The organism is Ewingella sp. CoE-038-23, assembly GCF_040419245.1.
GTDB lineage: Bacteria > Pseudomonadota > Gammaproteobacteria > Enterobacterales > Enterobacteriaceae > Ewingella > Ewingella allii.
This window is the reverse complement of record NZ_JAZHOH010000001.1, coordinates 204,420-216,910: the sequence shown is the minus strand read 5'-3', so window position 1 is coordinate 216,910 and position 12,491 is coordinate 204,420. Positions and strand designations below refer to the sequence as shown.

General features: G+C 55.4%; 10 protein-coding genes. 8 read left to right on the top strand and 2 right to left on the bottom strand.

What is annotated here, in order from left to right; genetic code table 11:
- Window positions 1-98 precede the first annotated feature (98 nt).
- From V2154_RS01090 to V2154_RS01060, 7 genes are all read left to right on the top strand, one after another.
- Window positions 99-605 (top strand): M48 metallopeptidase family protein, encoded by a 507-nt coding sequence (locus tag V2154_RS01090; RefSeq protein ID WP_353500717.1) that lies wholly within the window; start codon window positions 99-101, stop codon window positions 603-605.
- A gap of 112 nt (window positions 606-717) precedes the next feature.
- Window positions 718-1,698, top strand: coding sequence for a Gfo/Idh/MocA family protein (locus tag V2154_RS01085; protein WP_353500716.1), 981 nt, complete (start codon window positions 718-720; stop codon window positions 1,696-1,698).
- A 23-nt stretch (window positions 1,699-1,721) separates the two neighbouring features.
- Window positions 1,722-2,468: a glutamine amidotransferase gene (locus tag V2154_RS01080; protein WP_353500715.1), complete on the top strand. Its 747-nt coding sequence runs from the start codon at window positions 1,722-1,724 to the stop codon at window positions 2,466-2,468.
- A 370-nt stretch (window positions 2,469-2,838) separates the two neighbouring features.
- The gene (locus tag V2154_RS01075; RefSeq protein ID WP_353500714.1) at window positions 2,839-3,810 is read left to right on the top strand and encodes a TerC family protein; all 972 of its coding nucleotides are present in this window, start codon (window positions 2,839-2,841) and stop codon (window positions 3,808-3,810) included.
- Between the two features lie 125 nt (window positions 3,811-3,935).
- Window positions 3,936-5,147, top strand: coding sequence for a serine/threonine transporter SstT (gene sstT / locus V2154_RS01070; RefSeq protein WP_353500713.1), 1,212 nt, complete (start codon window positions 3,936-3,938; stop codon window positions 5,145-5,147).
- Window positions 5,148-5,241: 94 nt separating this feature from the next.
- Window positions 5,242-5,493, top strand: coding sequence for a YoeB-YefM toxin-antitoxin system antitoxin YefM (gene yefM, locus V2154_RS01065; RefSeq protein WP_353500712.1), 252 nt, complete (start codon window positions 5,242-5,244; stop codon window positions 5,491-5,493).
- Window positions 5,490-5,744, top strand: a complete 255-nt coding sequence (locus V2154_RS01060) for a Txe/YoeB family addiction module toxin (protein WP_353500711.1) — start codon at window positions 5,490-5,492, stop codon at window positions 5,742-5,744. The genes yefM and V2154_RS01060 overlap by 4 nt, the downstream gene beginning before the upstream one ends.
- A 112-nt stretch (window positions 5,745-5,856) precedes the next feature.
- Here the strand turns inward: V2154_RS01060 and V2154_RS01055 are convergent, their stop codons facing one another.
- Both V2154_RS01055 and mgtA read right to left on the bottom strand, forming a co-directional pair.
- On the bottom strand, window positions 5,857-8,250 hold the full coding sequence (locus V2154_RS01055; protein WP_353500710.1) for a beta-N-acetylhexosaminidase: 2,394 nt from the start codon (window positions 8,248-8,250) through the stop codon (window positions 5,857-5,859).
- A 131-nt stretch (window positions 8,251-8,381) separates the two neighbouring features.
- On the bottom strand, window positions 8,382-11,096 hold the full coding sequence (gene mgtA / locus V2154_RS01050) for a magnesium-translocating P-type ATPase (protein ID WP_353500709.1): 2,715 nt from the start codon (window positions 11,094-11,096) through the stop codon (window positions 8,382-8,384).
- A 437-nt stretch (window positions 11,097-11,533) separates the two neighbouring features.
- Between mgtA and treR the strand changes: the two genes are divergently transcribed.
- Window positions 11,534-12,484, top strand: a complete 951-nt coding sequence (gene treR, locus V2154_RS01045) for a trehalose operon repressor TreR (RefSeq protein WP_353500708.1) — start codon at window positions 11,534-11,536, stop codon at window positions 12,482-12,484.
- Window positions 12,485-12,491 lie beyond the last annotated feature (7 nt).

Here is a 12,491-nt window from a genome sequence, read left to right as displayed (position 1 = left end):
AATTGGGCTATCAGTAAAATGTTTTTTCAGTTAAAAAGGCTTTATCTGCCGCCCTTGCGGCACTCTTTTTGGATCAATGAGAGCTAAAGCAAACAGTTATGCCTGAATTGACCTATCTACAAGGTTATCCCGAGTCGCTACAGGCTCAGGTACGCCAATTGATTGACCAGCAGCGTCTGGGGCAAGTTTTGCTGTCGCGCTATCCGCAACCGCACGAACTCACCACCGACAAGTCGCTGTATCAGTTTACGCTGGACCTCAAGAATCAATATTTGCGCAGCTCGTCGCCGCTGAGCAAAGTCGCCTATGACAATAAAATTCACGTCATGAAGCACGCGCTCGGCCTGCACACGGCCATTTCGCGGATTCAGGGCGGAAAGTTGAAGGCCAAGGCTGAGATCCGCGTGGCGACGGTATTCAAAACCGCGCCGGAAGCCTTTTTGAAAATGATCGTGGTGCACGAGTTAGCGCACCTTAAAGAGAAAGATCACAATAAGGCATTTTATAGCCTTTGCTGTCATATGGCGCCCGACTACCATCAGCTAGAATTCGACACACGCATGTACCTGACGCATCTGGAGTTATTCGGGAAACTTTATCAGTGATACTGATGGTGCGTGTTTCTCAAAATACACCATACCTACCCAAAATCATTCGGATTGCATCAAGGCAAATAACGCCGAGGCAGTTCGAAGGATGAAGGGGATTGGAGCAACCATGATTCGTTTTGCAGTAATTGGAACTAACTGGATCACCCAGCGCTTTATCGATGCCGCTCATGAGAGTGGCAAAATGAAGCTCACTGCGATCTATTCCCGCACGCTCGAAGGTGCTAAAGCCTTTGGTCACGATTATCCGGTGGAGCACTATTTCGACTCGCTCGACGCCCTCGCCGCCTCGGACGAACTCGACGCGGTGTATATCGCCAGCCCGAATTCGATGCACTGCCAGCAATCTTTGCTGTTCCTGCGCCATAAAAAGCACGTCATTTGCGAAAAGCCGCTGTCGTCGAATCTACAACAGGCCGAAGAGATGATTGCCTACGCCACCGAAAACAACGTGGTGCTGTTCGAAGCCTTTAAAACCGCCTATCTGCCGAATTTCCTGCATATGAAAGGCGCGCTAAATCGCATTGGTAAGCTGCGCAAAGCCATTTTCAACTACTGCCAATATTCGTCGCGCTACCCGCGTTATCTGGCGGGCGAGAACCCAAACACCTTCAATCCGGCCTTCTCCAATGGGTCGATTATGGACATTGGCTATTACTGTCTGGCGAGCACGGTTTCCCTGTTTGGCGAACCTCTTTCAGTTCAAGCCTCTGCCACTCTGCTGGAAAGCGGCGTCGATGGTCAGGGCACCGTGGTGCTGCAATATGCCGATGATTTCGAGGTGGTGATTAACCATTCGAAAATCGCTGACTCCCATCTTGCCAGTGAGATCCAAGGAGAAGAAGGCACCTTGCAGATGGAGAAAATCTCCGAATGCCAGACACTTAGCCTGACGCCTCGCGGCAGCCAAAAGTTAGATCTCACCCAACCACAGCACATCAACACCATGCTGTATGAGGCTGAAACTTTTGCGCTGCTGGTCGATAACCAGTTCGTAGGCCATCCGGGGCTGGAAGTTTCGCGTATTACCGCCAAGCTGCTCACCGAAATCCGCCGCCAGACCGGCGTGGTTTTCCCGGCAGATAAATAGACGACATGTGAGTGGGAGTTGAGATGAGCGCAGCCAATCTGAAGCCATTGCTGATTTTACAAACCGGCCACGCACCAGGGCCGATTCAGGACGTCCACGGCAATTTCCCGCAGATGTTCCTGCGTCAGGGGGACATCAATCCCCAGCAGCTGCAAATTGTCGATCTGCAGGCGGGCGAACGCCCCCTGCCGCCGGAAAACTACTGCGGCGCCATCATCACCGGCTCGCGCAGCATGGTGACTGAGCATCTGGACTGGAGCGAAGCCGCCGCCGACTGGGTGCGTCTGGCGATGCTGCAAGAGCTGCCGCTGTTTGGCGCTTGCTACGGGCATCAGCTGATGGCCTATGCATTGGGCGGCGAAGTGGATTATCTGGCGCAAGGTATTGAAGTCGGTACTTTGGACATCGAACTCACGCCGAGCGGCCATCTCGACCCGCTGTTGTCGCACCTGCCCGCTCGCTTCGCGGCAAACCTTATACATCTGCAAGCCGTGATCACCCCACCCGCCTGCGCCACGGTGCTGGCGCGCTCCTCCGTCGACCCACACCAGATCCTGCGTTACGGCCCGAACGCCATCAGCACGCAGTTCCATCCTGAATTCTCGGGTTCTGTGATGAAAACCTATCTGGAATGGCTGGACGCGCAGGCGTTTGAGGATAACGTCAACTATGCTGAGAAATTGCAGCAACTCAGTGATACGCCGCTGGCTCAGGGGCTGTTGCTGTCGTTTGTTGCGGCGCTCGGCAAGCGTAATGCACTGGCAGGCTGAATATTTCATAATGTGTCAGAATGTTTGACTTTAGACACGTCTTGGATTACTTTCTGCCATGCAAAGGGGAGTAACTTCTTCGTCGGATAATCGTCATTACGGTGTCTGGACCCGCGCTGTCGCAGCGCACGTCTCAGCCACCCGGTTTCCGGGCAATCCAGCTATTTATTTAATTCAAAATATTCATCGAATGAATAGCATCTATGTGAATTGATTCAAGTTGCGCGTTTTTCGCCGCAATTTGGCAGTGAAGCATATGGGTTGTAAGTGAGACCTTGCCGTCAGGCGAGGTTTGCTTATAGCTCAATAAGAGCGGCTAACGTCTTCTGACGTGGCCGTTTTTTTTTGATGTTTTTTCGAGGATAACAGAATGATGAATTCCGTAGGCAACCCGATGCTCTGGGGCAGTTTTGCCGTCGTCGTGGTTATCATGCTCGCCGTGGATCTGTTCTTACAGGGACGCAAAGGCGCGCAGGTGATGACCATGAAAAGTGCCGCGATGTGGTCGCTGGTGTGGATTGGCCTGTCGCTGCTGTTTAACTACGGCTTCTGGTGGTATCTGAACGGCGAGTTTGGCCGCGAAGTGGCGGACAAACAGGCGCTGATGTTCCTTACCGGCTATCTGCTGGAAAAAGCGCTGGCGGTGGATAACGTCTTCGTCTGGCTGATCCTGTTCAGCTACTTCTCTGTTCCAGCAAACCTTCAGCGCCGCGTGCTGGTCTACGGCGTGCTGGGCGCGATAGTGCTGCGCACCGGGATGATTTTCGCGGGCAGCTGGTTAGTCGGGCAGTTCAGCTGGATCCTCTACGTCTTCGGCGCATTCCTGCTGTTTACCGGCATCAAGATGGCGCTGGCGAAAGAGGATGATGGCGAGATTGGCGAGAAGCCGATGATTCGCTGGCTGCGCAGTAAAATGCGCATGACCGATGAGCTGCACGGCGAGAAGTTCTTCGTGCGTCGCAACGGCCTGCTGTTCGCCACGCCGCTGCTGCTGGTGTTGATTATGGTGGAACTCAGCGACGTGATTTTCGCGGTAGACAGTATTCCGGCTATCTTTGCCGTGACCACTGACCCGTTCATTGTGCTGACCTCCAACCTGTTTGCCATCCTCGGCCTGCGCGCCATGTACTTCTTGCTGGCTGGCGTGGCGGAACGTTTCTCGATGCTGAAATACGGTCTGGCGGTGATTCTGATTTTCATCGGTATCAAGATGCTGCTGCTCGATGTGTTCCATATTCCGGTCGGCGTATCGCTTGGCGTGATCGCGATCATTTTGGTAACGACGCTGCTGATCAATACTTGGGTCAATCATCGAACTGACCGCGCAAAATTAGAAAAATAAGCGGGCATAGCTCGCAATATGAGAAGCCAAAACGGGCACCACGAAGTGCCCGTTATTTTTTAAGCTAGATTCTGCTAGGCCACCTCTCAGGATTGGGAAAGGTGCAACACTACAAGGAAAACAACATGCAAAAACAATCAACACCATCGCTGTTTCAACGTATCCTGCACGCAAGTTTGGTTAAACAAATCCTCTTCGGCCTGCTGGCTGGTATTGCTCTGGCGTGGCTTGCCCCGGCAGCTGCAACCTCCGTCGGGCTGCTCGGCAGTTTGTTCGTCGGCGCATTAAAAGCCGTCGCGCCGCTGCTGGTATTGGTACTGGTGACTGCCTCGATCATGAACCACCCGCTGGGCCGTAAAACCGTGCTTGGCCCTATCCTGTTTCTCTACCTTTTCGGGACTTTCTCGGCGGCGCTGATCGCCGTGGTGGTCAGTTTTATGTTCCCTTCTACACTGGATCTGAAAATCGCCGATGTCGCCATCACCCCGCCGGGCGGCATTGTCGACGTGCTGAAAGGGCTGATCATGAGCATCGTGTCGAACCCGTTCCGCGCACTGATTGATGCCAACTATATTGGCATTCTGGCTTGGGCCATTGGTCTGGGGCTGGCTATGCGCCACGCGGCTGACACCAGTAAGACGATGATTAGCGATGTGTCTGAAGCCGTGACGAAAATCGTTCGCGTGGTGATTCGCTTTGCGCCGCTGGGTATCTTTGGCTTGGTGGCAGAAACCCTCGCCACCAGCGGCTTTGGCGCGCTGTATGACTACGCGCACCTGCTGGTGGTGCTGGTGGGCTGTATGCTGCTGGTCGCTCTGGTCTTCAACCCGCTGATTGTATTCGTAAAAACCCGCCGCAATCCTTATCCACTGGTCTTCGCCTGCCTGCGCGAGAGCGGCGTCACCGCCTTCTTCACCCGCAGTTCGGCCGCCAACATTCCGGTGAACATGAATCTGTGCCGCAAACTGGGGTTGGATGAAGACACCTACTCCGTCTCTATTCCTCTTGGCGCAACCATCAACATGGCGGGTGCCGCCATCACCATCACCGTGCTGACGCTGGCGGCGGTTACCACGCTGGGCATTGAAGTAGATATCCTCACCGCGCTGCTGCTCAGCGTGATGGCGGCGGTCTGCGCCTGCGGTGCCTCTGGCGTGGCGGGCGGCTCGCTGCTGCTGATCCCCATGGCCTGTAGCCTGTTTGGCATTCCCAATGACATCGCCATGCAGGTGGTCGCCGTCGGCTTTATCATCGGCATCATTCAGGACTCGGCAGAAACCGCGCTGAACTCCTCCACCGACGTTATCTTTACTGCGGCGGCGTGCCAGAAGGTGTAATCGGCAATTCTTAGAAGCACTTGTACGTCAATTTGTCCAATTGTACAAATTGACGTACAATGAATGCCGTACATACCGATATAGGATATTCACGATGAGAACGGTTAGTTATAGCGAAGCTCGTCAGAATCTCTCAACGACCATGGTGCAGGCGGCAGAGGATCGCGCCCCGATCCTTATCACTCGCCAAAACGGGACGCCTTGCGTACTGATGTCGTTGGAAGAATACGAGTCCTTAGAAGAAACAGCTCACCTGCTACGCTCACCAGCCAACATCAGACATCTCATGGATTCTATTGATGAACTGAGGGCAGGCAAAGGCGTTGAGAGGGAGCTACTTGATTGAAACTTACCTTTTCCAGCCAGTCTTGGGACGACTATCTCTACTGGCAGCAAACGGATAAAAAAATAGTTAAACGGATTAACGAACTCATTAAGGACATACAACGAGAACCCTTTGCAGGAAAAGGTAAACCTGAACCCTTAAAGTACAACCTGACAGGTTTCTGGTCTCGGCGCATTACTGAAGAACATCGTTTAGTCTATGCAGTGACCGAAGATGCGATCATGATCGCAGCCTGTCGCTATCACTACTAAAATCCAAGCCGGAGATTTCCCCTCCGGCTTTTTTCATTCCTCCGATCATTATTTCCGTTGCAACGGGGTTTATAAATCTGTCGCAATCATGGACTCCCAGCCGCACGGTCCCTTACTTCACGCCCTGCAGCAGTCTTTCCAGCGGATAGACCGCCGCAATCACCAACTCATCCTGAATCTGCGCCGCGCCGTCCAACTGTGCCTGCGCCTGCTGGCGCTCTTCTGCCGTGATGCTCTCGCCTTTCTGGATTTTATCCAGCCATTGCAGCCCCAGCTCGGACAGCTTGCCAAGCTGCTCCGCCACCGGCTGTACCGGCTTCAGCACGTAGTTTTGCGCCAGAATAGGCTGAACCTGCGCGGTATTGGCCTGCCACAGCGTCAGTTGATTGCGAATGGCGGCGGCGGCCTGTGCGTCTTTGCCGTCAGCCAGCAAGGCCTTGACCTGATTATCCAGCTCGCGCACCGCGTTGCTCTCCGCAGGGAGCGCGTCCACCAGGCGATTCAGTGGCTCAAACTGGGTGTAGTTTCCAGCCTTAAATTTCAGGTGCTGGCGGGTGTAATACTGCGCTGGCTCGAGGGCCGAGGAGAGGGTCAACAGCGACGTGATGTCGCTGCTGTTGGCCAGACGGGTCATCAGGCGGGTGGTTTCGGCATGCTGCTGTAGCCCGACCGACACCGCCGACCAGGCATCCACCTTCGCCAAACGCTGATACATGTTGTTGATATCTTTCACATCTTCTGCTGACCACAGGCGTTCGGCAACCACAAAGCCGCGCGGCCACAGCTTCAGATCGAGAATCTGCGAGGTGATATTTTCCTGCCACAGCGCGGCTTCTCCGCCAAGAATGTTTTTCATTCCTTTGGCGTCTGGCACCACCGGCGGCGTGCCTTGCGGTACTGCACTGAGCTGGCTGCCGGTAGCCGGATAGCGCGCGTTGCCAATCAGGAAATAGCCGTCGAATTTACCGTCTTTCAGGGTGAGCACCGGGCGGGTGTCACCCATCCACGTGTCTACCACGAAACTGACTTTGCCGTCATTCTGCCAAAGGATATCGCGCACGGCGCGGCGAGTTTTGCCTTTGAAATCAATAAATCCGCGCCAGCCCTGCTTACCTTCAATCAGCGTAAAGCTGCCGTCTACCGCGCTGCCTTTCAGGCGCGGCATGGAGAATGCCCAGCTCTGGGCTTTTTCACCCTCGGCGACGTTTTGCTCCACGCCCAGCGGCTGCGGCAGGATCTCATTACGATAGTGGTAGGCCGAGCTTTGCGGCTGGTCGAGGTAGAAGCCGGTGGAAAGGATCCCCTGATACCCCTGCTGCGCGCTGGCCCCCAGCGAGTCCGGCCCCTGCCATGACTGGATAACAATGTCGTGCGGCAAGTCCGGATGGAAAATCTCATCCCAGCCGACCATCTGCCGATGATGCAGATGCAAAATCTCCTGCAAACGCTTGTTGAACGCGGCCTGAAGCGCGTGGCTGTCGGCAATATTATGCTTCTTCATGTAAGCCTGAATCGCCGGAGAATTCACCCACTGGGTGTCTTTCACTTCATCGCCGCCAATATGCAAATAAGGGTCGGGGAAGATGGCGGTCAGCTCGCCAACGATGGTGTCGGCAAATTTGTAAACCTGCTCGTTGGAAGGGTCGAGTGTTGGCTCGTGTACGCCCCACTCGCGCTGCATCTGGTAAGGGCCGGGGGCGCTAATCAGCTCAGGATAGGCGACGGCAATCGCCGAGGCGTGGCCCGGCATGTCGATTTCCGGCACCACGCGAATACCCAGCGCAGTGGCGTAGGCCACCACGTCTTTCATTTCAGCCACGGTGTAGAACTCGCCGTCGCTGGCTAACTGTTGCAGCTTCGGATAGTGCTCGGAGGCGAAGCGCCAGCCCTGATCGTCAGTCAAATGCCAGTGCAAAACGTTCAGCTTGGCGGCGGCCATGCCGTCGAGCTGGCGCTTAATGGTGCTTATCGGCAGGAAGTGCCGCGCGGAGTCCAGCAGCACGCCGCGCCACGCAAAGCGCGGGTTGTCGTTAATTTTTACCAGTGGCAGGAAGGTGTTTTCGCCGTCGTTTTGCAGCAATTGCAGCAGGGTTTCCATGCCGTGCAGCGCGCCAAATCGGCTGTTGGCGGTAATGGTCGCGCCCTGCGGCGTGACGTCAAGATCATAGCTTTCGTCACTGTCCGGCTTCGGCAGGGCGTCTACTTTATGTTTGATCACTACCTGAATTTTGCTCTGCTTGCCGTCGGTCGGCTGCGGCCGGAGCGTCCAGCCGGTCTGCTGCTCAATGCGCTCACGCCAACGCTGGGGAATAGCGCCGAGATTGTCTCCGCTGACCGCCACCGACAGGCTGTTGTCCACCACCCATTTTCCGGCCTGCGGGGCCACTTCAACCTGCTGCGGCCAAGGCATAAGGGGCAAATTCCCGGCGGGTGCGGCAAAGGCCGAGGCGCTGATAGCAAGGAGTAACGACGAGGCAAATAAGGAACGACGGAATGGCAATGGCATTGGCAAGATCCCTTAGAGGTAAAGCAGACTGACATAGCCTGCTGAATCGTAAAGGATTAACTATAGCCTTTGTGTAATAAAAAGGCGGTGATTGAGTTAACAATCACCGCCTTAAGCTTAACAACGCGCGGTTACTGCCAGCCGTAGCGGCGAACAAACCAGCCTTTCACTGTTTGGGTCAGCACCATGTACCCCGCCAGAATCAGGATCAGCCACGGGAAGTAGCTCAGCGGCAGCGCCTGCAATTGCAGGAATCCGGCGGCTGGGGTGTAGATCAGGCCGATACCGGTGACAATCACCAACAGGGTCATCACGCACAGCGGCCACGAGGCGCGGCTCTGGATAAACGGCACTTTGCGGGTGCGGATCATATGCACAATCAGCGTCTGCGACAGCAAGCCTTCGATAAACCAGCCGGACTGGAACAGGGTCTGCATTTCCGGTGTGTTGGCCTTGAACACCCACCACATCAGGCTGAAGGTTAGAATGTCGAACACTGAACTGATCGGCCCGAAGAAAACCATAAAGCGGCCGATATCCCCGGCGTTCCAGTTCTGCGGCTTGGCGAGCTGCTCTTCGTCCACGTTATCAAACGGGATAGCCACCTGAGACACATCATAAATCAGGTTCTGAATTAACAGGTGCAACGGCAACATTGGCAAGAACGGCAGAAAGGCGCTGGCGACCAGTACGCTGAAGACGTTGCCGAAGTTGGAGCTGGCGGTCATCTTGATATATTTCAGCATGTTGGCGAAGGTTTTACGCCCTTCGGTCACGCCCTGCTCCAGCACCATCAGGCTCTTTTCCAGCAAGATGATGTCAGCCGCTTCTTTGGCGATATCCACCGCCGAGTCTACTGAAATACCGATATCCGCCGCGCGCAGCGCCGGAGCATCATTGATGCCGTCACCCATAAAGCCCACCACGTGGCCTTTGTCGCGCAGCACGCGCACGATGCGTTCTTTGTGCATCGGGGTCAGTTTGGCGAACACCGTGGTGCTCTCCGCCGCCGCCAGCAGCTGGGCGTCATCCATGCTTTCGATATCGCTGCCAATCAGGATCTCATCCACTTTCAGCCCGACGTCTTTACAGACTTTACGTGCCACCAGCGGGTTGTCGCCGGTAAGAATTTTCACCGTCACGCCTTTGTTTTTTAAGGCTTTCAGCGCAGGCGCGGTGCTCTCTTTTGGTGGGTCAAGGAAGGCAATGTAACCGGCCAGAATCAGGCTGGATTCATCATTAATGCCGTAACCCTGGGTGCGCGATGGCATCACTTTGTGCGCCACGGCGACCACGCGTAGCCCCTGCTGGTTGAGGTCATCGGTAATGCGGCGAATGCGCGCCAGCAGCACATCGGTCAGCGGCACAATCTCACCGTTGAGCTGCACTAAGGTGCAAATCGACAGCATCTCTTCCAGCGCGCCTTTACAAATCAGGCGATGGCTGTCGGCATGGTCAGACACCACCACTGACATACGGCGGCGGTCGAAGTCGAACGGGATCTCATCGACTTTCAATGAGTTGCGCGCATTGGCAATGTCACCGCGCTCCAGCACCGCCACGTCGAGCAGGTTTTTCAGGCCGGTCTGATAATGGCTGTTGAGCCACGCCAAGTGCAGCACTTCATCGCTGGTGACGCCGAGCACGTCGGTGTGGCGCTCGAGAACGATTTTATCCTGCGTCAGGGTGCCGGTTTTGTCGGTGCAGAGAATGTCCATGGCGCCAAAGTTCTGAATGGCGTCCAGACGCTTAACGATAACCTTCTGTTTTGAAAGCTTAACCGCGCCTTTCGCCAGCGTCGAAGTGACAATCATCGGCAGCATTTCTGGGGTCAGGCCCACGGCCACGGAGAGCGCAAACAGCGCCGCTTCCCACCAGTCGCCCTTGGTGTAGCCGTTGATCACCAGCACGATAGGGGTCATCACCATCATGAAGCGAATCAGCAGCCAGCTGACTTTGCTGATCCCGGCCTGAAAGGCGTTCGGCTGCGTCTCTTCCTGCGTCACGCGCTCGGCCAGCTGGCCAAACCACGTTTCGCCGCCGGTGGCAATCACAATGGCCATCGCCGTGCCGCTGACCACATTAGTGCCCATAAAGCACAGGGTATCCTGCTCCAGCGGGTCGGTATTGGCGGGCATGCGGCTGTTGGCCTGCTTCTCGACCGGCAGGGACTCCCCGGTCAGCGCGGCCTGACTGATAAACAGATCTTTGGCCGACAGAATGCGCAAGTCGGCAGGGATCATATCCCCGGCGGAAAGCTTAATCAGGTCGCCCGGCACCAGCTGGCTGATGGGCACTTCGCAGGTTTCACTGCGGCCAGTTTCAGCATCGCTGCGCAGCACGGTGGCGGTGTTGCTGACCATGGCTTTCAGCGCGTCCGCCGCGCGGTTCGAGCGCGCTTCCTGAATGAAGTGCATCAAGGTGGAGATCAGCACCATCGCGCCAATCACCAAGGCCGCCGTCAGGTCGTCGGTGGCGTAAGAGACCAGCCCCAACACGGTGAGCAGCAGGTTGAACGGGTTGCGATAGCAGTGCCACAGGTGCTGCCACCAAGGCGCGGGCTGCTGATCGTCAGTCTGGTTGAAGCCCACGCGCTCGCGGATAGCCTCGACCTCGGGGCCGGTCAGCCCTTCAGGATGACTGCCAAATTGCAGATAGAGCTGATCTTCCGTCGCGCGGGCGCACTTCAGGCTGTGATTGGCGATACTGGCAGGAATTTCCTGCGTTTTGCCGCCGTGCACATTTTGTTGCAATGCATCACCCAGCAGGGGATCACGGCGAACCAGACGGCGTGGTAAGTTACGGCTTAGTGCATTGAGCAGCCGTTGAGTAATAGTTTTGAACATCGTTCGACCCTTTGTTGCGCCCAGAATCTAAAATTTAGGCATGGCAAAAGCAAAACCCGTCCCACTGCAACACGCAGGCGTGGCTAGCCCGTGCAGGGGATTGGATAAATTAAAATTGGGGGGACGAACGAAAATCGATCGCCACCGCTTACCTGTACAGCACTTTTTCAAGCGTTAGTGTCACGGTAAGCAGTAGCTAAAAAGCGGATGCTTACCGGATCACAACGGACCTACAGAATTGGGGTCGGGTCCCATTAGGTTTTTATCTCCGGTAAGGAACGTTTAGGAAAAGATACCCGTCCGGTATTACAATTCATCGGCTGAGCAAAACCATCAGCTCATCGGCAAATTGGCATACAGCGGTTATCAAACGCCCGCAGTTTACGCTGGTTAACTGCAACCAAACATAAACCTGATCAATCATTAGCGCTAAAATCATGCAAAATCGCCTGACCATTAATGACATTGCCCGCCTGAGCGGGGTCGGTAAATCTACCGTTTCACGCGTGCTAAACCATGAAGGCAACGTCAGCCCACGCACGCGCGAAAGGGTGCTGGCGGTGATTGAGCAGCATAATTTCAGTCCGTCGAAGTCGGCGCGGGCGATGCGCGGGTTCAGCGATAAGATTGTGGCGATCATCGTGTCGCGCCTTGATTCTCCCTCTGAGAATCAGGCAGTGCGCGCCATGCTGCCGCTATTTTACGAGCAGGGTTACGACCCTATTGTGATGGAAAGCCAGTTCAGCGCCGAACGGGTGCAAGAGCATTTGCAGGTGCTGAAGCAGAGAAATATCGACGGCGTGGTGCTGTTTGGCTTCTCCGGGTTAGAAGCCGCGATGCTGCAAGGCTGGCAGGACAATCTGGTGATGATGGCGCGCGAAATGCCGCAGTTTTCTTCGGTTTGCTATGACGACGCGGGCGCGGTGCGCCTGTTGATGGATACCCTGCTGGAAAAAGGCCATCGGCAGATAAGCTTTATCGGCGTCTCGCCGCAAGATACCACCACCGGCCAGCTGCGTTTTCAGGCTTACCAAAGCTACTGCGCGGAACATGGCCTGACGCCACATATGGCTCTGGGCAAACTGAACTATGAAAGCGGCTTCGAGCTGATTTCTCAAGTCTTGCTCCCTGAGACCGACGCGGTGATTTGCGCCTCCGACACCATTGCGCTCGGTGCACAGAAATACCTGCAACAACAGAACGTTAGCGGCGTTCAGGTGTGCGGCATTGGTAACAACCCCCTGCTCCGCTTCCTCTTCCCTAATACCTTCTCGGTCGAGCTGGGTTATGGCAAGGGGGGCGAATCCGCTGCCCGCCAATTACTCACCCAACTCAGCCAAAAAACCGACTTAAGGCAAATTATTATTCCCGGCCAATTGGCCAGCTGAATACCTC